This window comes from Corynebacterium alimapuense, assembly GCF_003716585.1.
Lineage (GTDB): Bacteria > Actinomycetota > Actinomycetes > Mycobacteriales > Mycobacteriaceae > Corynebacterium > Corynebacterium alimapuense.
Genome location: NZ_PTJO01000005.1, coordinates 221,053 through 241,911, shown reverse-complemented (window position 1 = coordinate 241,911; position 20,859 = coordinate 221,053). Strand labels below are relative to the sequence as shown.

At 56.9% G+C, this 20,859-nt stretch carries 21 protein-coding genes; 13 read left to right on the top strand and 8 right to left on the bottom strand.

The window, feature by feature from the left end:
• Positions 1-11 precede the first annotated feature (11 nt).
• Entirely contained in the window at positions 12-938 is a 927-nt protein-coding gene (locus C5L39_RS08165; protein ID WP_123048401.1) for a DapH/DapD/GlmU-related protein, read from the bottom strand.
• A gap of 68 nt (positions 939-1,006) precedes the next feature.
• Between C5L39_RS08165 and dapE the strand changes: the two genes are divergently transcribed.
• From dapE to C5L39_RS08130, 7 genes are read left to right on the top strand one after another with little or no spacing between them, the layout of a single operon-like run.
• On the top strand, positions 1,007-2,092 hold the full coding sequence (dapE, locus tag C5L39_RS08160) for a succinyl-diaminopimelate desuccinylase (protein WP_123048606.1): 1,086 nt from the start codon (positions 1,007-1,009) through the stop codon (positions 2,090-2,092).
• Between the two features lie 43 nt (positions 2,093-2,135).
• Positions 2,136-2,924 (top strand): LOG family protein, encoded by a 789-nt coding sequence (locus tag C5L39_RS08155; RefSeq protein ID WP_123048400.1) that lies wholly within the window; start codon positions 2,136-2,138, stop codon positions 2,922-2,924.
• A 26-nt stretch (positions 2,925-2,950) separates the two neighbouring features.
• Positions 2,951-3,787, top strand: a complete 837-nt coding sequence (gene folP / locus C5L39_RS08150) for a dihydropteroate synthase (RefSeq protein WP_123048399.1) — start codon at positions 2,951-2,953, stop codon at positions 3,785-3,787.
• Positions 3,784-4,521: a glucosyl-3-phosphoglycerate synthase gene (locus tag C5L39_RS08145; protein WP_123048398.1), complete on the top strand. Its 738-nt coding sequence runs from the start codon at positions 3,784-3,786 to the stop codon at positions 4,519-4,521. The genes folP and C5L39_RS08145 overlap by 4 nt, the downstream gene beginning before the upstream one ends.
• 33 nt (positions 4,522-4,554) lie before the next feature.
• A complete protein-coding gene (locus C5L39_RS08140) occupies positions 4,555-4,851 on the top strand; it encodes a DivIVA domain-containing protein (protein WP_123048397.1) in 297 nt (98 codons plus the stop codon).
• A gap of 45 nt (positions 4,852-4,896) precedes the next feature.
• The gene (locus C5L39_RS08135) at positions 4,897-5,064 is read left to right on the top strand and encodes a DUF3117 domain-containing protein (RefSeq protein WP_123048396.1); all 168 of its coding nucleotides are present in this window, start codon (positions 4,897-4,899) and stop codon (positions 5,062-5,064) included.
• A gap of 46 nt (positions 5,065-5,110) precedes the next feature.
• Complete coding sequence (locus C5L39_RS08130) at positions 5,111-6,004, top strand: methyltransferase domain-containing protein (RefSeq protein ID WP_123048395.1); 894 nt, start codon at positions 5,111-5,113, stop codon at positions 6,002-6,004.
• On the opposite strand, the gene C5L39_RS08125 is transcribed toward C5L39_RS08130, so the two are convergent.
• Both C5L39_RS08125 and glgA read right to left on the bottom strand, forming a co-directional pair.
• Positions 5,955-7,409: a GH32 C-terminal domain-containing protein gene (locus C5L39_RS08125; protein WP_123048394.1), complete on the bottom strand. Its 1,455-nt coding sequence runs from the start codon at positions 7,407-7,409 to the stop codon at positions 5,955-5,957. The two genes, C5L39_RS08130 and C5L39_RS08125, sit on opposite strands and share 50 nt — an antisense overlap.
• 14 nt (positions 7,410-7,423) lie before the next feature.
• On the bottom strand, positions 7,424-8,596 hold the full coding sequence (gene glgA / locus C5L39_RS08120; protein WP_123048393.1) for a glycogen synthase: 1,173 nt from the start codon (positions 8,594-8,596) through the stop codon (positions 7,424-7,426).
• A 125-nt stretch (positions 8,597-8,721) separates the two neighbouring features.
• On the opposite strand from glgA, the gene glgC reads away from it, so the two are divergent.
• Positions 8,722-9,939 (top strand): glucose-1-phosphate adenylyltransferase, encoded by a 1,218-nt coding sequence (gene glgC / locus C5L39_RS08115; RefSeq protein WP_123048392.1) that lies wholly within the window; start codon positions 8,722-8,724, stop codon positions 9,937-9,939.
• A 65-nt stretch (positions 9,940-10,004) separates the two neighbouring features.
• On the opposite strand, the gene C5L39_RS08110 is transcribed toward glgC, so the two are convergent.
• Positions 10,005-10,649 carry an O-methyltransferase gene (locus tag C5L39_RS08110; protein ID WP_123048391.1) on the bottom strand — a complete coding sequence of 215 codons (645 nt, stop codon included), beginning with the start codon at positions 10,647-10,649 and terminating at the stop codon, positions 10,005-10,007.
• Positions 10,650-10,790: 141 nt separating this feature from the next.
• On the opposite strand from C5L39_RS08110, the gene sigE reads away from it, so the two are divergent.
• Genes sigE through tatB form a run of 3 tightly spaced genes read left to right on the top strand, consistent with a single transcriptional unit; the run spans position 10,791 to position 12,436 of the window.
• Entirely contained in the window at positions 10,791-11,423 is a 633-nt protein-coding gene (sigE, locus tag C5L39_RS08105; RefSeq protein WP_425453872.1) for an RNA polymerase sigma factor SigE, read from the top strand.
• 54 nt (positions 11,424-11,477) lie between these two features.
• On the top strand, positions 11,478-11,897 hold the full coding sequence (locus C5L39_RS08100) for an anti-sigma factor family protein (protein WP_123048390.1): 420 nt from the start codon (positions 11,478-11,480) through the stop codon (positions 11,895-11,897).
• 53 nt (positions 11,898-11,950) lie between these two features.
• Entirely contained in the window at positions 11,951-12,436 is a 486-nt protein-coding gene (gene tatB, locus C5L39_RS08095) for a Sec-independent protein translocase protein TatB (protein ID WP_123048389.1), read from the top strand.
• Between the two features lie 8 nt (positions 12,437-12,444).
• Here tatB and C5L39_RS08090 read toward each other — a convergent pair whose 3' ends face one another.
• The 3 genes from C5L39_RS08090 to C5L39_RS08080 are packed head-to-tail and all read right to left on the bottom strand — an operon-like array spanning position 12,445 to position 15,452.
• Complete coding sequence (locus tag C5L39_RS08090; protein WP_123048388.1) at positions 12,445-13,575, bottom strand: Mrp/NBP35 family ATP-binding protein; 1,131 nt, start codon at positions 13,573-13,575, stop codon at positions 12,445-12,447.
• Between the two features lie 25 nt (positions 13,576-13,600).
• On the bottom strand, positions 13,601-14,167 hold the full coding sequence (locus C5L39_RS08085) for a DUF1003 domain-containing protein (RefSeq protein WP_123048387.1): 567 nt from the start codon (positions 14,165-14,167) through the stop codon (positions 13,601-13,603).
• The gene (locus C5L39_RS08080; protein ID WP_123048386.1) at positions 14,160-15,452 is read right to left on the bottom strand and encodes a magnesium transporter MgtE N-terminal domain-containing protein; all 1,293 of its coding nucleotides are present in this window, start codon (positions 15,450-15,452) and stop codon (positions 14,160-14,162) included. Before C5L39_RS08080 ends, C5L39_RS08085 begins: the two co-directional genes overlap by 8 nt.
• A gap of 136 nt (positions 15,453-15,588) precedes the next feature.
• Here C5L39_RS08080 and C5L39_RS08075 point away from each other — a divergent pair, with 136 nt between their 5' ends.
• Both C5L39_RS08075 and C5L39_RS08070 read left to right on the top strand, forming a co-directional pair.
• Positions 15,589-16,125, top strand: a complete 537-nt coding sequence (locus C5L39_RS08075) for a YflT domain-containing protein (RefSeq protein WP_123048385.1) — start codon at positions 15,589-15,591, stop codon at positions 16,123-16,125.
• Between the two features lie 75 nt (positions 16,126-16,200).
• A complete protein-coding gene (locus C5L39_RS08070; protein WP_126268746.1) occupies positions 16,201-16,842 on the top strand; it encodes a hypothetical protein in 642 nt (213 codons plus the stop codon).
• Positions 16,843-17,048: 206 nt separating this feature from the next.
• On the opposite strand, the gene C5L39_RS08065 is transcribed toward C5L39_RS08070, so the two are convergent.
• Positions 17,049-20,804: a multifunctional oxoglutarate decarboxylase/oxoglutarate dehydrogenase thiamine pyrophosphate-binding subunit/dihydrolipoyllysine-residue succinyltransferase subunit gene (locus tag C5L39_RS08065; RefSeq protein WP_123048383.1), complete on the bottom strand. Its 3,756-nt coding sequence runs from the start codon at positions 20,802-20,804 to the stop codon at positions 17,049-17,051.
• Positions 20,805-20,859: the final 55 nt, after the last annotated feature.

The window sequence follows — 20,859 nt, the reverse complement described above, 5'->3', positions numbered from 1 at the left end:
AATTGAAACGGCTACCACGTGCGGCGCAGAACTGGCTCGGAATAGCCACGCTCTTGACGGACCTGCCAATCGGATTCTCCATTGAGCCTGATGGCCTCGATATGTTGACCGGTGTCATAGTCGAAGATCTGTGATTCCGGCTCCAGCACGATATTGGCACCGATGGAACAATTGTTGCCGAGACGGATTCCCACCACTCCGGAAGAAACACCGAAGACGCAGTTATCTCCGATGGAGATGGGCTCGCGCATTCCATCGGATCGGCGCTGAGCCATGATCGAGGCGGAGAGTCCAACGTCGGTGCCCTCGCCTATGACGACAGCGGATGACATCCGGCCCTCAATACGGGAGGCACCTAGTGAGCCGGAATTATAGGAGACATATCCCTCACGCAGCACTCGAGTGCCTGGGGCTAGGTAAGCACCCAGCCGCACTCGCTCGGCCTCCGCGATACTGATTCCGGAGGGTACAACGAAATCGACCATCCGAGGAAGCTTCTCGATGCCATAAACATGGATCAATCCTCGTGAACGCAAGGTCGTGCGAACGAACTCGAAGTTGTCAGGGGTACACGGCCCCTTGTTGGTCCAGACCACGGTGGACAAGCGGCGCATCGCACCGTCCATGTTCATCTCTAGCGGCCGAACTATCCGGTGCGATAATAGATGAAGCCGGAGGTAAACATCATGGGCATCGATCGGAGAGGCATGTAAATCGGCGATGGTGGTGCGTACAGCAACTTGTTCGACCATGCGGTCCTCGTCGAGAAGCACGAGTTTGAGCAGGTTGGCTGGAAGATCCTGGGCGCCTAGACGCTCGGTGCCGGGGACTAGATCGTCACCGTCGATCAGTTCCGGTTCGGGATACCAGGTATCAAGAATAGTTCCGTCCATGGCAATGTTTGCGATCCCGACGGCGATCGCTCCCTGAGTCTTCATAGGATCAATCTTACGGTGCGCCGGTGAGTCCCACACACCGGGGAGACGCCGGTACTGTAGGCGAGGTGATACGACTTGACTTGACTTCAGATCCCGTCGACCTGACCGCTGCGTTGGTTGATATTCCTAGTCCCTCTCATCATGAACAGGAGATCGCCGATACCGTAGAGCACGCTTTGCATGGCCTATCCGGTGTTGAGGTAATTCGACATGGCAACACGGTCGCTGCTCGGACTAACCGTGGGCTAGGTTCCCGAGTCATTCTCGCGGGTCACACCGATACTGTGCCCGTGGCTGATAATCTCCCGCACCGCCTCAGCGAAGGCGTGATGCATGGCTGTGGAACCGTCGACATGAAATCAGGGATGGCGGTCTACCTCCACAATTTCGCAGTACTTGCGCAATCACCTGAGCTGGCCCATGATCTCACCGTGATCGCCTATGACTGTGAGGAGGTTGATGGTCGTTTCAACGGCCTCGGTCAACTTGCTGCGGCTCACCCTGAATGGGTACATGGCGATCTAGCACTGCTAGGAGAACCTTCCGGAGCGATGATCGAGGCTGGTTGTCAGGGATCTTTGCGGGTGCGTGTGACTGCTACTGGTGTCAGAGCACATTCTGCTCGCAGCTGGCTGGGAGATAACGCGGCACATAAGCTTGCCGCGGTCATCGGGCGGATTGCCGACTACCAACCGCGCGAGGTCGACATTGATGGCTGTCTCTATCGAGAGGGCATCAACGTGGTCAAGCTTGAGTCTTTCGTTGCCACCAACTCCATTCCGGATGAAGCCAGCATGTTGGTCAACTACCGTTTCGCACCGGATCGCACTGGACCTGATGCGCAGCAGCATCTGCAGGAGGTCCTTGATCTGGGTGCGGATATGACCCTAGAAGTCGATGATCTTGCGCTGGCGGCATTGCCCGGGCTGCATCAGCCTGCCGCTGCTGCTTTAGTAAAAGCAGTCGGCGGAAATGTTCGGGCCAAGTTCGGTTGGACCGATGTTTCCCGTTTCGCAGAACTGGGGATTCCCGCGGTCAACTTCGGCCCCGGAGATCCTGGGTTTGCCCACAAACGCGACGAACAGCTTCCCGTCGATCAAGTTGGTCTCGTCTCCGATCAATTGCATAAATTCCTGGTCTCCCAGCCTGAGTGACCAGATGAGTCCTTTCCCCGATTAGATAGGTTCTCTTTTAAGCATGGCACCCCATATCACTCCTGACCCGGACAAAGCACGCATGCTTCGCGGTCCGATGCTCTTGCGTACCAATGGCGAACAAGACTCCACTTATGACCAGAGACTCCTTGAGCTTGGTGCTGACCATGATTGGTTGCACGCCGATCCCTGGCGGATCCTTCGAATCCAAGGTGAATTCGTCTCCGGGTTTGATGCACTTGCGCATATGCGCAAGGCGGTCACCGTATTTGGCTCCGCCCGAATCCAAGAGGGACATCCTTGGTATGAGATGGGCTGTGAACTAGGAACCAAACTCGCAGAGGCCGATTACGCCGTGATCACCGGTGGCGGGCCTGGCCTGATGGAAGCTCCTAACCGCGGCGCTCACGATGCCGGAGGGTTGTCAGTGGGACTGGGCATTGAACTTCCACATGAGCAAAGCCTCAACAACTGGGTCGACCTTGGACTGAACTTCCGTTACTTTTTTGTTCGCAAGACGATGTTTTTGAAGTATTCTCAGGCTTTCGTCTGTTTGCCGGGCGGATTTGGCACCCTCGATGAACTTTTCGAGGTCTTGTGCATGGTTCAAACCCGGAAGGTGACCCATTTCCCGATTGTGCTCTTGGGAACACAGTTCTGGGGAGGTCTGCTCGATTGGATCAAGGAGCGTCTGCTGGCTGATGGACTGATCTCTCCTGAGGACCTAGATCTCTTCTTGGTGACTGATTCCGTCGACGAGGCTGTTGAACATATCTTTGAGGCTCACCGCGCCTTGGTCGAAACTCATCTGGGCACACAACGGGACGCTTAGGCCTGAAAAAGATTGAGGATTACACGATGAGCTTTCAGCTCCCGATCGTCATGGCGATCGTTAACCGAACTCCCGATTCCTTCTACGATAAAGGGAGCACGTTCGCCGACCAAGATGCGCTGCTTCGCTGCGATGAGGTCGTCGCTCAGGGAGCCGGGATCGTCGATATCGGTGGGGTTAAAGCCGGACCGGGAGCGAAGGTGGATGTCGCGGAAGAAATCAGACGGGTGGTGCCCACGATCGCAGCTGTAGCCACCCGCCATCCAGAGGTCATCATCTCAGTAGATACCTGGCGGGCTGAGGTCGCGGATGAGGCGATTCGGGCTGGCGCACGACTGGTCAATGACACGTGGGCTGGGCATGATCCTGAGTTAGTGGAGGTCGCGGGCGAGCACCGAGTGGGTTATGTCTGCTCCCATACCGGGGGAGTAGTACCGCGGACACGTCCGCATCGGGTCCATTTCGATGACGTGATTGCAGAAGTGATCGCCGAAACCACTCGAATGGCAGAGCACGCGGTCAATTGCGGGGTGCCAGAGCAGCAGGTATTTATTGATCCGACCCATGATTTTGGGAAAAACACCTTTCATGGATTGGAACTGCTACGCAGAGTCGATGAATTGGTGGCCACCGGCTGGCCAGTATTGATGGCGTTGAGTAATAAAGACTTCATCGGCGAGACCCTCGACCGCCCGGTGGGTCAACGGGTAGCTGGCACGTTGGCAGCGACTGCGTGGTCAGCAGCCCGGGGAGTAGCTGCTTTCCGTGTCCATGAGGTAGCTGAAACTGTCGATGTTTTGCGGATGACTGCAGCTATCCAAGGTCAAGTTGCTCCGCTGAATACTATTCGAGGACTGGCATGAGAGTAACTGTGGTCATCCCAGCGCTCAACGAGCAAGACACGATTGTTGAGGTCATCAAGGCAGTAGCCAAGGACCACCCTGATCAAATTCTGGTCATCGACGCTGACTCCACCGATGACACTGCACGGCGTGCGCTGCAGGCTGGGGCTGAGGTGCTCAATTGGCGGGAGATCTTTCCAGAGATTCCGACCCAGCCTGGCAAGGGCGAGTCCTTGTGGCGCGGGGTATGGGCTGCTAAGGGTGAGATCGTGGTGTTTATCGACGCCGATTTGATCGCCCCGCAACCTGGGATGGTCACCGCCTTAGCCAGTCCTTTTGTCGATCCTGATGTGCATCTAGTGAAGGCCAACTATCAGCGAACCCTCAACGGACAACCGACCGGAGGCGGGCGAGTTACCGAGCTCAGTGCCCGGCCTTTGTTGCTTCAGCTTTTCCCCGCCCTGGCGCATATCCGTCAGCCATTGGCCGGCGAGTACGCCATCCGCCGGGCCACGGCAATGGACCTGCCCTTCGTCGCTGGATATGGGGTAGAAGCTGGATTGCTTGTCGACGTCGCTAATTCCCATGGTGCAGCGTCGATCACTCAGGTCGATCTAGGGGTTCGTCGACATCGAAACCGTCCGCTTTCGGAGCTAGCTCCGATGGCAGAGGTGGTTGTTGCTACCCTCCTGCAGCGATCTGGGATAGAAGGGATGGACGTGCTCGAGCGTCCGGCACTCTCCAGTATCCTTTGAACTTGATTACTTCCCGCTATCGAAAGGCATGCTGTGCTCACCTGGATTCTGCTCATCGTGGTGCTGGCAGCCTTCGTCGTGCTGGGCACATGGTTTTGGGGCCGAGTGTTTGGCAGGGCGGAAGTCCTCCCCCCGATCGAGGATCAGCAGAAGTTGATCGAGAACAATCGTGAATCGATCGCTACGGGGGATCTCGACTCAGTTCGGTTCGAGGTGGTACCACGGGGGTATCGGCCAGAGCAGGTCGATGATGTGATTGCGCACTTGTCCTGGCAGATCGAGCAAGCCCACATGAGGATTGAAAGCCTGTCTCTGCCAGAAAAAGACTAAACTGGTCAGGGTATTTCCATCCCAGTAGCAAGGAGCCCATTCAACATGGCAGCAATGAAGCCGCGTACCGGCAACGGTCCCATGGAAGCGGTCGAGGAGAGTCGAAAGATCGTCATGCGTATTCCCTCTGATGGCGGCGGACGTCTCGTCGTTGAGTTGACCAAGGAAGAGGCTGCTGAGCTCGGTGAGCTGCTCATCGCCGCAGCAAACTAACCTACTGGGATCTTCGTTTGATCTGTCGGGCAGGTAGTCTATCTATATGCTTTCAGACATCATCGACGTGCTCGCTGATCCCGTAGACGGCTCATCGCTGTCTGGCGTGGATGATTTTTCTCGCTTGGTTTCCAGCTCCGGCCATTCCTATGACATAGCCAGACAGGGCTATGTCACTCTCGCTGGCGGCCGAGGACTGCGCCACTCCGGCGACAGCATGGAAATGGTTTTGGCCCGTGAGACATTTCTCTCCGGAGGTCATTTCGCCCCGTTTGTTGAGGCGGTGACGGCGGGGGTACATCAAGCGCTGGAAGATAATGCTCTTCCCCTTGAGGCGCGCCCCGTCATTGCGGAAATTGGGGCCGGAACTGGCTATTACCTTTCACACACCCTTGATGACGTTGATGGCTCGCGGGGGGTAGGCCTAGATGTCTCCGTTTATGCCGCTAAGCACCTAGCCCGTTGTCATCCTCGGGCTGGCTCCGTGGTCGCTGATGCTTGGGAACGGCTGCCGTTAGCGGATGAATCGGTCGATGCCATAACCGTTGTATTTGCCCCGCGTAATCCCGCCGAGTTCGCTCGTGTGTTGGTCCCCGGCGGGCAAGCAGTGATTCTCACGGCTGACCGTGGCCATCTCTCTGAACTCCGTGATCCGCTGGGGATCATCGACGTTGAAGATGGAAAAGTTGAGCGGCTGCTGGAGCAATTCAGTGGTTACCTTCAGCAGGTAGGGGAGGCTGAGGTGGTGGAGTTCCCGATGAACCTAGATAAGAAATCTATCGCAGCTCAGATCGGGATGAGTCCCTCCGCTCGGCATATTGGTGCGGAACTCTTAGCTCAGCGAGTGGCAGAGCTTCCCGAGTCGATGATTGTCACCGCTCGGGCCCGAGTTACTCGTCTGGCGAAGGCTCCCCAAAATCAGGAAGTCCCGCAGAACTGAGTGGTTTCCGCTCCCAGGAGCGGATGACCTCCGCGTTACCGGTGGTAGTTACTCGGATCTCTCGGCAGCCGCTCTCAAGATAGACACGGCTGGCCATAGTCACTGCACCACCGTCGGCGAAAACTTCCACTGCCGAGCCATCGACGAAGATGGAGAGGGAGTCAGTATCTGCTTCGACAAGCTTGACGCTACTGGCTAAGTCTCCGGCATGGTGAGGGTTCATCGAACGGTCAAGATTGAGATGAGTACCGGAATGGGTGATGACGGCCCCGATCTGGCCAGTTCCATCGATAATCTCGGCCGTGAGGCGTGAGCCATCGTCTACCTCACACAGTCCAGTCCAAGAGCAAGCACCTTGGGTGCGAGTTATTGCTTCTGGAAGCCCCGCCGGCGGAGTCTGGAAGAGTAAGCCGCCCTGCAAAGTGGCTACTCGTGGCAGCGATAAAATATTGCTCCAACCTTCTGTACGGAAGGAAAGATGCTGATCAGGTGAATCCAACCGGCCGATACCGTTGAGCAACCCAAATAAGGTGGCGTGTCGGTGGTGCTGCTCGACGTTAATCGTGTCTGGGGTGACATTGGTATTGCGTGGGCGAGTGAAATCATGGCCGTAATCAATGCGATTAAACCCAGTGCGAACCTTGAAGGTTGCTCCGGTCAGCGTGCCGACCAGATATCCGGAGACATCGAGCCCAGAAGTCTCCAGAGTGACCAAGAGGACGTCGTAAATCTGTTCGTCGACTTCATCGCGTAGATGAATCAGACGTGGACCGACGACTATAGATGCAGCCTCAAAGCCTGGATCACCTTCGTAGGTCAACGGGCCTACCAAATCCCAATCACGACCATTGTCGCTGCTGAGAACCATCGGAGATGGTTGGCCACTGGGGCCAGTAACCGCCAGCATGAGCCAACCGTCGTAACCAGCGTCACGGTTATCCGGTGATTCCCAGTCGGGAACCACACACGGAGAACGGAACCGAATATGGCCAGCTTGATCATTGACCACCTCACCGACTCGACTAACCCGCGGGTCAACTGCCAGTTCATCTTCGGAGAGCAAATATGGGGAGGAAAGATCTGCCAGGTGAGCCACCTGAATGGAGGCCCCAGTGCTGGTAATAGAGGTGAAATAGAGATCTAATCCGTCTTCGGCGGAAACCACCGAGCCAGCCCGTAGCTCTAACTCCTGATCAGTCGGAGCGATTGCATCCTCACAGACCTCCCAGTCGAAGGGGCCATCTTCGGAGATGACATGGGCCCAACGGGAAGGACTATCTGGGGTGGGGCGGTACTGGTAGAACAGGTGCCAAGTGTCGCCGTCCAACAACACCCCAGCCGGGGCCTCAAGGACCCCCGACTCAGCAGTGATGTGTAGTTCCGGCCGATAAGAGCGGATGCTCACGGGTGGGTGTCCTCCTAGACCAAGGATTTATAGATGTCGACCGTTTGCTGGGCGATAGCCGTCCAAGAGAAATCATTGACGGCTCGGTTACGGCCTGCTTCACCGAACGTACGGCATTTCGCAGAATCGGCGACCATGTCGTTGACTCCGGCGGCAATATCACGTTCGAAGGCGTCCGAATCATTCTCGTCATAGTGGACAAGAGTGCCCGTGACACCGTCGACTACCACCTCAGGAATTCCGCCTACATCGGAGGCCACGACAGCCGTTCCGCAGGCCATGGCCTCGAGGTTGACGATGCCTAGTGGCTCGTAGATGGAGGGACAGACGAAAGCATCAGCAGCGGTGAGAATCTCCTGGATCTTCTGCTTATCCAGCATATTCTGCACCCAGAAGATGCCATCTCGCTGCGCCTGCAAGTCCTCAACTAGAGCGGTGGTGCGAGCGGCAATCTCCGGGGTATCGGGGGCACCAGCACACAAGACCAACTGAACTCCCTCGTCAAAGTGTCGGGCAGCCTTTACAAGGTGTTCTACCCCCTTTTGTAGAGTGATACGGCCAACGAAGGCCACGATCGGACGGTTGGGATCTACCCCCAGCTCGGTCAGGACTGAATCTTCAGCGTCATCGAAGGTCGGGCGGGGCTGCCAGAGCTCGGTGTCGATACCGTTGAGCACCACATGCACTCGATCTGGTTCGATTCGGGGGTAGGCCTCAAGGATTGAATCCCGCATGCGTGCCGAAACAGCGATGACAGCGTCGGCGTATTCCATGGCATTTTGCTCTGACCAGGAAGAAACCTCATAGCCGCCGCCGAGCTGCTCGCGTTTCCACGGGCGATGGGGCTCGAGCGAATGCGCAGTAGCAACATGCGGAATGCCGTGGAGTTTGGCAGCCAAATGGCCACCAAATCCGGCGTACCAAGTGTGCGAATGCACGACATCGACGTTAGATGCAGCAGTAGCCATCCTTAGGCCGGTGGAGAGAGTCTTGATTGCGGGGTTAGCCTCGTCCAATGCAGGGTCAACGCCGTGAACATAGACTCCTGGGAGATCTCGAGGGGCGCCCATGCAGTGGACATCTACCTCCGTGATTTCACGCATGAATCTGGTCAACTCCGTGACGTGGACACCCGCGCCTCCGTAGACCTCCGGGGGATATTCTTTCGTCATCATTCCGACTCTCATGTCTGTCCAGCCTAGCGACGTCGATCCCCCGATGCAGGGGGTTTCGGGGGTAAAGGGGCAGTCCGAGTGGAAACGATCGGGTACTTCTCGCGCAAAAAGATCGCTGGCGACATAGATTGGAAGATGTGAAAACTCAGCCGAATGTACTAGCCATTGTTCTCGCCGGCGGCGAGGGTAAGCGACTGTTCCCGCTCACCGAGGACCGCGCAAAGCCTGCTGTCCCGTTCGGCGGAACTTATCGTCTCATCGACTTCGTTCTATCGAATCTGGTCAATGCCGGCTATCTCAAGATTGCCGTGTTGACGCAGTACAAGTCGCACTCTCTCGACCGGCACATCTCTCAAGCATGGTCGCTGCATGGTCCTACCAGCCAGTACATCGCTTCGGTGCCGGCGCAGCAGCGCCGCGGTAAGCGTTGGTACACCGGTTCTGCCGATGCTATCGTCCAGTCCCTCAATCTCATTTATGACGAGAGCCCGGATTATGTCTTAGTATTCGGTGCAGACCATGTCTACCGCATGGACCCCTCCCAGATGGTGGAAGAGCACATCGCCTCAGGCAAGTCCTGCTCTGTTGCCGGTCTTCGAGTACCCCGCTTTGAAGCTTCGGAGTTTGGTTGTATTCAGGCCGATGATGAGGGAAACATCACTGAATTCTTGGAGAAGCCAGCCAATCCTCCGAGTACTCCAGATGACCCTGACATGACCTTCGCGTCGATGGGCAATTACGTGTTCACCACGAACGCGCTCATCAAGGCCCTGTTGGAAGATGAACAAGACGATAATTCCGAGCACGATATGGGCGGCGACATTATCCCTTATTTCGTCAACAGGGATGACGCTCACGTCTATGACTTCTCTGCCAACGAGGTCCCCGGTTCGACTGATCGCGACCAGGGATACTGGCGCGACGTTGGCACCATCGACGCTTTCTACGAGGCTCATATGGACCTGATTTCGGTCCATCCGGTGTTTAACCTCTATAACCGCCGTTGGCCCATCCACTCCACCGATGACCAAAACTTCCCGCCGGCGAAGTTCACCCAAGGTGGTATCGCACAGTCCTCAATCGTGGCCCCAGGGTCGATCGTTTCTGGAGGTACCGTCCGTAACTCTGTCCTAGCCAGTGATGTTCATGTTGGAGAGGGTGCGACTGTGGAAGGTTCGGTGCTCATGCCAGGTGTCCGAGTGGGCAAGGGCGCAGTTGTTCGCCACGCGATCTTGGATAAGAACGTCTATGTTCGCGAAGGCGAGATCATCGGCGTTGACCGGGTTCGTGATGAAGCTCGCTTCAAGGTCTCTGCAGGCGGCGTTGTTGCGGTAGGCAAAAACGAAGTCCTCTAAGTAGAAACCCTTACCTTCTAGCTAGTGGAAGGTAAGGGTTTCTTTTTTTTGAGAAACCTTCGCAACTAGAGGCGAGTTATGAGGGTTAGACCAGCTCCCAGGGGTAGTCGGGTCACCAGGGCATTGTCCAATGTCCGGGCAAGCTCGTCAGCTTCCCTGGCTGCCGCTGTGGCGCGGTCCTTGCGTGATTGATCGCTGAGGGTGCCTTCGAGGAGCGAATCGGCTAGCACCAACGTGCCGCCAGAGGTCAGCAGGGGCCATGCAGTGTTGATCGCGGCAGTTAGCTCGATGGGGGAGACCTCCGCGTAGACCAGCTGATAAGATCCGCTGGCTAGGCGTCCCATGACATCGAGTGGTCGGGAAGGTAAAAAGCGCACTCGGGAGGGTGCATACCCGGCTGCGCGGAAAGCAGAGCGTGCTTGAGATTGGTGCTCGGCCTCTGGGTCAATGCAGGTCAAAGTTCCTTGCTTGCCAAGTCCGCGGAGTAAATAGAGGCCAACCACGCCAGCAGCCGGAGTGATTGCTACGGCGCCCGTAGATTTCGGATTAGCCGAGTTTGCCACCAAGGTGGCCAGCAGTTGGCCGGTCACCTCATCAGGGACAGTCAGGCCAAACTCCTCGGCATCGCGGCGCGCGGCCGCCAATGCCTCAGGAATCTCCGAGGTAGCTTCGATGTAGGAGCGCAGTGCATCATAAACCGTGTCAGTCACCTAATTGATTCTAGATCTCCTTTGGATGTGGTGGAGCGGACACGCGCGGATGGGGTAAATGGGGCAAATGTTACTAGAGGGGCATTTTTCACAGGTATTTGCCAGAGTGCTGGGTAGAGTTATGGAGCTTCCTATAGCACAATGATCATCATGAAGAAGAGCTTGAGCGCCGCAGGCACCGAGGTCCCGTCTATGGAAGAACTGGCCGGAACCGCTGCTTTTGACGCGGGCAGCGGGGACATGCCTTCCTGGGGGGAGCTGGTCGCAGAGCATGCCGATAGCGTCTATCGCTTGGCCTTCCGCCTCTCGGGAAATCCACATGACGCAGAGGACCTGACGCAAGAGACCTTTATGCGCGTGTTCCGTTCCCTCAAGCACTATCGAGCAGGAACTTTCCAGGGTTGGCTGCATCGAATTACCACCAACTTATTCCTGGATATGGTGCGTCATCGCAGTAAAATCCGGATGGAAGCGTTGCCCGAGGACTATGAGCGTGTTCCTGGCACGGATATGACTCCGGAACAGGCTTATAACATCGCCAATCTAGATCCGGCGCTCCAGGTCGCATTGGATGATCTAGGCCCAGATTTCCGCGTCGCAGTTGTTCTTTGTGATGTTGTGGGCATGAGCTATGACGAGATCGCGGACACCTTGGGTGTAAAGATGGGCACCGTTCGCTCGCGTATCCACCGTGGGCGCTCCCAGCTACGGGCCTCACTTGAAGCCGCTGCCACTCAGGACGAGGGCGCTAAGCTGCTTATCCGTACTCGATAGCTCAACTATAGGTATCCTGGCAGGCAATGAGGGACGAGGAGGCCAGCTGTTGAGATGAATGATCTGAATCTATCCTCAGGGCGATATCGGCGTTCTGGTACCAAAAGGCGTCGAGTTCGTTGTCCGCGCGAATTTTCCTCCACTGAGCACATCAGCCTAGAAGCCGTCGCCGCTTTCGTCGATGGTGAGTTAACTGCCGTTGCTGCTCATCGAGTGCGTGTCCACTTGGTCCACTGCGCTGAGTGTCGGAGGGAGGTCCATCGTCAGCGTAATGCTTCGGAGTGGTTGCGCGGATCCAATATCACGGAGGAAGTCCGCGCCCCGCAGGATCTTTTGACTCGACTCGCTGGAATCGCAGCCAATCCACAAAAGCCTGGACCCGATGCGGAAGCCATCCCCACGCCAGCTCCGCAAGGTCTGCTGGACAAAGTTGAAATGCTCCTACGGGCGGTTAAACGCACCCAGCAACGGTGATCCGAAGGGTGTCTGTTTCTTCTCCTTCAAGCCTTCAGGACTAAGGTGGATGTGTGTTTGAGAGCATCGGTTGGTTGGAGATTTTCACGCTGCTGATTGTGGCGTTGATTATTGTCGGCCCGGAGCGTTTGCCCGGGCTGATCGAGGACGTCCGCGCCGCGATCTTTGCTGCGCGGCGTGCCATTAATAATGCTAAAAAAGAGCTCAACGAGGAATTTGATCCCGGGCTCGATGAGTTCCGCAAACCGATGGAACAAGTGGCGCAGTACACCAGGCTAGGGCCCAAAGCTGCTATTACTAAGGCCTTGTTCGACGACGATGATTCTTTCCTTGATGGTTTTGACCCGAAGAAGATGATGGAAGAAAATCCTCGCAAGCAAGCTTCTGGACCTTCCCCACAGCCATCACAAGGCCGAGTACATCAGGACCCACCACCGAAGGCTCCGACGCCCCCACCGACCCCGCCCGCTGCTGGTGATAAAAGACCAGAAAAAGGCGACTTCAGTGGTGAAGGCTTCTCTTGGTCAGATATCACCTGAGCGATTGATCAGGAGCGAGTTACACCAAGTCCGAGAGATTTTCCGGCTAGTGATCCGCGGCGGACTACCAGTTTCTCGGCGATAGCAGCTACCGCTTTTCCGGCTGGGGATTCCGGCTCCGAGATGGCGATCGGATTACCATCGTCACCGTGCAATCGTAGCTGCGGATCCAAGGGAACCTGGCCGAGCAGTGGTACTTCCGCTCCAGTCAAGACAGAGAGTCGCTCGGCTACCTGTGTTCCACCACCGGAACCAAAGACCTCCATGACGGTGCCGTCGGGCAGCACCATCGCGGACATGTTCTCGATAACTCCGGCCACATGTTGGCGAGTCTGCTGAGAAACCGAACCTGCGCGCTCAGCAACCTCGGCAGCTGCGGACTGGGGAGTGGTGACAATCAACAGTTCGGCATTGGGCACCAACTGAGCTACCGAGATAGCGACATCGCCAGTTCCGGGGGGCAGATCCATGAAGAGGAAATCGAGGTCACCCCAGAAGACATCTGCGAGAAACTGTTGGATCGCTCGGTGCAGCATCGGTCCACGCCAGACGATGGGTGCGTTGCCATCGACGAAATGGCCAATGGAGATCATCTTCACACCGTGGGCAATTGGAGGCATGATCATGTCATCGACTGCGGTGGGCCGTTGTTCAGAGCCTAGGAGGCTGGGTACAGAATGGCCGTAGATATCGGCGTCCAAGACGCCGACCTTCCAACCCTGTGCAGCCAGAGAGACCGCTAGATTTACTGTCATCGAGGACTTACCGACGCCACCCTTACCTGAGGCGACCGCGTACACCCGAGTCGTCGACTCTGGCTGAGCGAAGGGAATGACTGCTTCGGTGCCTTCCCCACGCAGGGAAGTGCGTAATTCACGACGTTGTTCATCGCTCATCACATCGGTGGTTACTGTGACAGCTTCAACACCTTCAACCTCCTCGACGGCAGCTTTGGTGTTGTCTGTGATGGTGGATTTCATCGGACATCCAGCGATGGTCAGATAAACCTCGACCGCCACACTAGAGCCGTTGATGTCGATCGACTTGACCATTCCCAGTTCGGTAATGGGCTTGCCGATTTCAGGATCCTCTACGCGGGAGAGCGCGCTGCGGACAGCGGATTCGGTGATTAAAGTCATGACGTGCTCAATAGTAATATGCCCGTCAACGCTCGTGACCCTCGGCCAAGTCGCCTTGGGTTGGCTCAGAGAGTTCTCCAGCGGTTTCGATGACATCCGCCGAGATATCATCGAGTTTGGCTTCCATCCGTTCCATCAATGATCGCAGGTCATCGAGTTCACGACGCAGGTAGTCGCGGGAGACCATGTCGCCGACGGCTAAGCGAACACCGGCTAGTTCTCGGGCCAAAAACTCGGTATCAGCTTTGGTTTCTTCCGCTCGACGTCGATCTGCGTTGACGGTGGTTCGGTCTCGGTCTTCTTGGCGATTCTGCGCCAACAGAATCAAGGGGGCGGCATAAGCTGCCTGTGTAGAGAAGGCCAGGTTGAGCAGGATGAAAGGGTAGGCATCCCAACTCCACCAAAATCCACCAATATTCAGGCTGATCCAGATAATCACCATGACGGTCTGCCACATGAGGTACTGGCCAGTACCAAAGAAGCGGGCGACTCTTTCGGCGGCAGCTCCTACAGCGTCATCGTCAAAGCGCAGTACTTGGCGGCGTCGGACGCCGAGCGGGGTATCGAGATCACTGCGGTTGAAATCAGCCATTGTTCACCTTCTTAGTCAGTGGGCGTAGCCCGGTGGCACGCCAGTCTTCAGGGAGCAGGTGATCGAGCAGGTCATCGACTGCCACCGCTCCAAGGAGATGTTTGTCTTCGTCTAGTACTGGTCCGCAGACCAAGTTGTAGGTGGCGAAATAGCGGGCGGCGGTTTCTTGATCATCATCTGCATACAGCGGGGGAAGATCAGGGTCCAAGATGCCAGAGACTAGGGACGAAGGTGGTTCCCGCAGCAGTTTCTGTAAATGTACGCAGCCCAAGTATTTTCCAGTGGGAGTGGCCGTGGGGGGTCGAACAACAAAGACCATCGAGGCTAGAGACGTCGGAAGATCTGGGTTGCGAGCCAGCGCTAGGGCTTCGGCCACCGTGGTTTGGGGGGTGAGAATGAGTGGTTCAGGAGTCATCAGTGCGCCGACGGTGTCTGGAGAAAAACTCATCAGGCGGCGCACCGGAGCAGACTCTTCCGGGTCCATCAGCTCCAGCAAAACCTCCGCGGTAGTCCCCGGTAGCTCTTGGAGAATATCCGCCGCATCATCTGGGTCCATTTCTTCTAGGACGTCAGCTGCACGTTCGATATCGAGCGCTATCAGCAGCTCGGTTTGATGGTCCTCAGGAAGCTCTTGAAGAATATCGGCCAGACGTTCGTCCTTGAATTCCTTGGCTAATTGATGACGCATCTGTGGAGTGACAGTGTGAAGGTAATTGGCCACATCTGCAGGCCGCATCTGATCGAATTCAGCGATTTTCTCTGCCAGGGTGTCGGTTTGCCCGGCTCCTGCAGCGGTAACACCGTGAACATAGATCCAGGGGACTGTGAATAGCTCAGGTGCGCGGCCGAATTTTGGCCGGGTGCCGAACACCGCCATCCGGGAGATTACCCAATCCCTCGTGCGGTTTCGTTCCAGTTCGACATCGGCGATCTCGATGGCACGGCCATGGAATTGTTCCAGCTCTGGGTCATCAGTATGGACTTTAGAGCCGACCAAGTCACCGATGACGGTGAGTTCGCCAGCGCGGGCTTGGTAGGTGCGCAGCGACACTGAGCCAGTGATCAGGGTGATCTCTCCCGGTTCGATTGCGGCGATTCGCAGCATCGGGACGAAGATACGACGTTTATTGACCAGCTCTACAATTAACCCCAGCGCTCGAGACGGCTGACCTTCGGGCCGGATGTTGACCACGACGTCTCGGACACGTCCGATTGGATCGAAATTAGGGCCTCGGACCTGGAGACCAGCCAGGCGACCGGCATACACGCGGGAGACTATACTCATAGTGAATAAGTCTAGTCCCGTTTGCAGGCAATACCGCCCGAGAGTTTCCGGATATATCCGAGGCCGACTGGAAATTTCCGGATGCATCCGGATGTTCTAGCAGTAATCAGACCAAGACTCTCCGAAGGAACATCCCATGAGTACTCAGCCCTCTGCCCGTGAAGCCGCAACTTTGCGTCCCCGTCCGACTGGCTGGCCGGTGGGCAGCTTTGAGTCATATTCGAATGCTCAGGCGGCCGTCGATAAGCTCTCCGACATGCAGTTTCCAGTCTCCCAGCTGACCATCGTCGGCGTGGATCTGATGGAGGTTGAACGCGTAACTGGCCGGCTGACGTGGCCGCGAGTGATGATTGGGGGAGCGATCTCTGGAGCGTGGATTGGTCTTTTCTTCGGACTTCTCATCGGTATTCTCGGCGGCGGCTACCTTTATCCGCTGGCTACCGGAATTGTCATGGGCATCGTCTTTGGCCTGATTATGACGGCGGTTCCCTATGCCATTTCCAATGGCAAGCGGGATTTTACTTCTCAAACTCAGATCGTCGCTGGTCGCTATGACGTGCTTTGTGAACCAGAACGTGCCTCTGAAGCTGCCGAGATTATTGCTCAATCTGGTCTTATTCGTGGCGGACGAGGTTCTGAGCGAGACATCAGTGGAGATTCCAACGCAAGGTAGTATGCCCTTCAGACCCAATTGCATTATCGAGACCTACAGAGGAGCCTTATGCTCGGACGTCGGAGCCTCCGCACCGTGACAGCTGCTCTTCTGGTTGGGGCGCTTGCTGTCCTGAGCGGTTGTGTGAAAGAACAACCTGACCGAGAACAATCCAGCGAGTTGATCGAACCGGTGGTTGTCTCGGTGGATACGAAGTCCTTGGAACAAGCGATCCTTGGTGAAATCTATCGTCAGACGCTGCTGGAACAAGGAAGGTCCGCACTCCTGCAAACCGAGACTGCTTTTGACCCGGATAACCGAATCGATCGCTTGTATTCAGGTGAAGCGGATCTAGTGGTTGGTTGTACGGGGTCCTTTCTCAGCGATCTAGATCCCTCGGGAGCAGCCGAGCTTTCGGAGTCGCTGGCAGCACTCGATGAGGGGCCAAATTCTGCGGTAGGAATGGATCAGACGCACGCGGAGTTTATCGGTTCCCTTCCTGGTTTTATGACCACCACTAATCCGTCTTCTGCCCAAGGCTGCGCTGATGAAGGCGATAGTGATCTACCACAGAATATTGTGCCAGTATTTAGCCGGCAGATCTTCGAGCGAGATGAGCTTGAAGCGCTTGAGTCTGTCACTCGAGCGCTGACCTCGCTCGATCTTGAAGAACTCAAGGCCGCAGCAGAAGAGAAGTCCTCCGTTTCAGCTGCGGTGGAGGAATGGCTGCAGGTGTAGCAAGACCTGCAGTTGGTGACGTTTAGTGATCAAACCTTGCGTAACAGAGCGTGTCCCGGGATTTCCTGGGGCACGCTCTGATCGCATTTCAAGCCTGCAATCTCCGGCTAGACAAATAAACAACTCCCGCCCCTAGCCATGAAAGCTAGGAACGGGAGTTGCGTTGACCCGCCACAGAAAAGCGTGTGGCGTCCAGTAAAGCGGTGCTACTTGGCGAATGCCTCGTCGATCAGGTTCGCCTGCTCAAGCTGGTGAACCTTGGACACACCGGTGGCAGTCGAGGACTGCGCACGGCGGGAAACCCGAACCATTTCTGGCATATCGGGGATGAGGTTACGCAGGTGCTCGTTGTAGAACGGCCACGGACCCTGGTTAGCCGGCTCGTCTTGGACGAAGCGGATCTGGGTAGCGTTCGGGTAGCTTTCGAAGGCATCCCGTAGACGGTTGAAGGGGATCGGATGCAGCATCTCCACACGGACGATGGCAACGTCATCACGCTTATCCTTGGCGCGGCGCTTTTCCAGCTCATAGTAGATCTTGCCGGAGCACAGCAGGATAGAGGTGACCTTCTCGGTGTCACCGATTACCTCGCCGTCTAGGTTAACCAGGTTCGGATCGTTGTAGACCGATTGGAACGAGGTGACCTCGGTGAAGTCTTCCACGGAGGAAGCCGCATCCTTGCTACGCAGCATCGACTTCGGAGTGAAGACGACCAATGGGCGGCGCATGGTGCCGAGTGCATGGCGACGCAGCAAGTGGAAGTGGTTAGCCGGGGTGGAAGGCTGAGCCACAGTCATAGAACCTTCGGCGCACAGCTGGAGGAAACGCTCGATGCGGGCGGAGGAGTGGTCCGGACCCTGGCCTTCGTAGCCGTGCGGCAACAGCAGGATGATCGAGGAGTTCTGACCCCACTTGGCTTCACCGGAGGAGACGTACTCATCGATGATGGTTTGGGCGCCGTTGGCGAAGTCGCCGAACTGTGCCTCCCATGCCACGACGGCCTCTTCATTGCCGACGGTGTAGCCGTATTCGAAGCCCATACCGGCGAATTCGGTCAACGCGGAGTTGTAGACGAGGAACTTGCCATCGCCCTTTTCCTGTGCCAATTCGTTGATGCCGTTGTACTCGTCGCCGTTGCGCGGATCATAGGCCACAGCATGGCGCTGGGTGAAGGTGCCACGACGGGAATCCTCACCTGCCAGACGGACCAACTTGCCGGAGTTAGCCAGCGTGGAGAAAGCGATGAGCTCGCCCCAGCCCCAATCGATGCCACCATCGGTGACCGAAGCAGCGCGCTTCTTAGCCACTGGAGCCACGCGCGGGTGGAATTGGAAACCTTCCGGTGCGTTGGCATAGGCCTGGCCGATTTCCACGATCTCTTCGCGAGTGATCGACGTATCCAGTCCTCGGGTGAGTTCCTGGGAAGAGGTGATGCCGGTCTGCTTTTGAGCCTGTGCCTTCCCGGATTCCTTGACCTCGTTGAAGACGGACTCCATCTGATCGTGGAAGTCACGTGCGGCTGCTTCGGCATCCTCAGCGGAGAGGTCACCACGACCAACTAGGTCTTCGGTGTAACGAGCACGAACGGACTTGCGGTCGCCGATGATGTCGTACATCTGCGGCTGGGTCATCGACGGATCGTCGGCCTCGTTGTGTCCGCGGCGGCGGTAGCAAATCAAGTCGATGAAGACATCCTTGCCAAAGCGACGACGGTACTCGGTGGCCAGCTGGGCGACCCAGACTACGGCTTCCGGATCATCGCCGTTGACGTGGAAGACCGGGCAATCGAAGCCCTTGGCCAGGTCGGTGGAGTAATGGGTGGAGCGGGAGGAATCCGGAGTGGTGGTGAAACCAATCTGGTTGTTGACCACGACGTGGACGGTGCCGCCAACGGTGTAGCCGCGCAAACCAGCCAGGTTGATGGTCTCTTGAACGATGCCGAGTCCAGCGAAGGACGCATCGCCGTGCAGCATCAACGGCATGACGGTGAAACCGTCTTCGCCCTTGTCCAACAGGTCCTGCTTGGCGCGTGCCATACCGACCATGACGGGGTCGACGGCCTCGAGGTGCGAGGGGTTGGCGGTCAGGGAGACCTTGATGTCACCTTCGCCGAACATCTGGATGTGCTGTCCCTCGGATCCGAGGTGGTACTTCACGTCACCAGAGCCGCCGGTCTGGCCCTGCTTCATATTGCCTTCAAACTCGTTGAAGATCTGGGCCAGTGGCTTGCCAACGATGTTGAACAACACGTTGAGGCGTCCGCGGTGCGGCATACCAATGACGACCTCGTCGAGGCCTTGGCCAGCGGCGGTGTCGATGGCTGCATCCATCAGCGGGATCAGCGCCTCGGCGCCTTCCAGGGAGAAACGCTTCTGACCGACGTACTTGGTCTGCAGGAAGTTCTCGAAGGCCTCTGCGGCGTTGAGCTTCTGCAGAATGTACTTCTGCTCGGCGTTGGTCGGCTTGGGCATTCCGGCCTCAAGACGGTCACGCAGCCACTCCCGCTCATCGCGGTCGAGGATATGAGTGAACTCAGAGCCGACCTTGAGGGTGTAGGCGGCGCGCAGGCAGGAGAGCACCTCGCGCAGGGTCATGATTTCTTTGTCGCCGAAGCCGCCGACGTGGAAGGTACGATCCAGATCCCAGATGGTGAGACCGTTGGACTCGATTTCTAGATCCCGGTGGTCCGGAATAGCCATTCCGGGCTGACGCCAGTTCAACGGGTTGGAATCCGCAATGAGGTGGCCACGAGAACGGTAGGCCTGGATCAACTGCATGACCCGGGTGCTCTTGTCCATGCCACGGTTGGGCAGATCCTGGGCCCAACGCATCGGGGAGTAGGGGACACCCATCCGATCAAAGATGTGATCCCAGAACTTGTCATCAATCAGCAACTGCGACATCGTGCGCAGGAACTCGCCGGATTCTGCACCCTGGATGACACGGTGGTCATAGGTAGAGGTGATGGTTACCAGCTTGCCCACGCCCAAGTCAGCAAGGCGGTCCTCGGAAGCACCGGAGAACTCAGCAGGGTAATCCATGGAACCGACACCGATGATGGTGCCCTGGCCCTTGGTCAGACGCGGGACAGAGTGGCGAGTGCCGATTCCACCCGGGTTGGTCAGAGAGACCGTCACGCCCTGGTAATCATCCATCGTCAGCTTGCCCACGCGGGAGCGAGAGACGATGTCTTCGTAAGCTTCGATGAACTCATCGAACGCCATGTTCTCGGTCTTTTTGATGGCAGCGACCACGAGAGCGCGGGAGCCGTCCTTCTGGGGAAGATCGATGGCCAAGCCAAGGTTGATATGCTCCGGCACGACGATGGAGGGCTTGCCATCGACCACCTTGTAGGAGACGTTCATATCTGGGTGCGCCATCATGGCCTTGACCATGGCGTAGCCGATGATATGGGTGAACGAGATCTTTCCGCCACGAGTGCGCTTGAGATAATCGTTGACCATGGCACGGTTTTCAAACATGAGTTTGACCGGCATGTCACGAACCGAGGTAGCGGTGGGGACCTCGAGAGATTCATCCATGTTCTTGGCAATCGCCTTAAACATGCCCTTGAGTGCCTTAGCGCCAGCCGTTGGCTGCTCTTTAGCCGCCGCACGGTCGACTGGAGAGACCGGCTTCTTCCGGGCAGGAGCGGCAGAAGCCGGCTTTTTAACGGCCGGCTGGGCCGTTGCGGGGGAATCCTTAGCGCCGGTGGAGCCTGCTGCAGCAGTATCTGCGGAAGGCTTGGCCTTGGGGGCTGGTGCCTTTGCCTGTGCCTTGGCTGGTGCTTTTTCCGGAGCCTTGGTGGGCTTGCCGGTTGCTTTTGCCGAAGCGACGGGTGCGCCGTTTTTCTCGAACAGCTCCCGCCATTCCTGATCCACGGACTGTGGGTCCTTTTGGAACTGCTGGAACATCTCGTCTACCAGCCACTCGTTCGGACCGAAAGTACTTGCGCTGCTCACGGCAGGTGCTCGCCTCATTTCCTTGATTTTCATGTGGTCGTTAGCTCACACGATA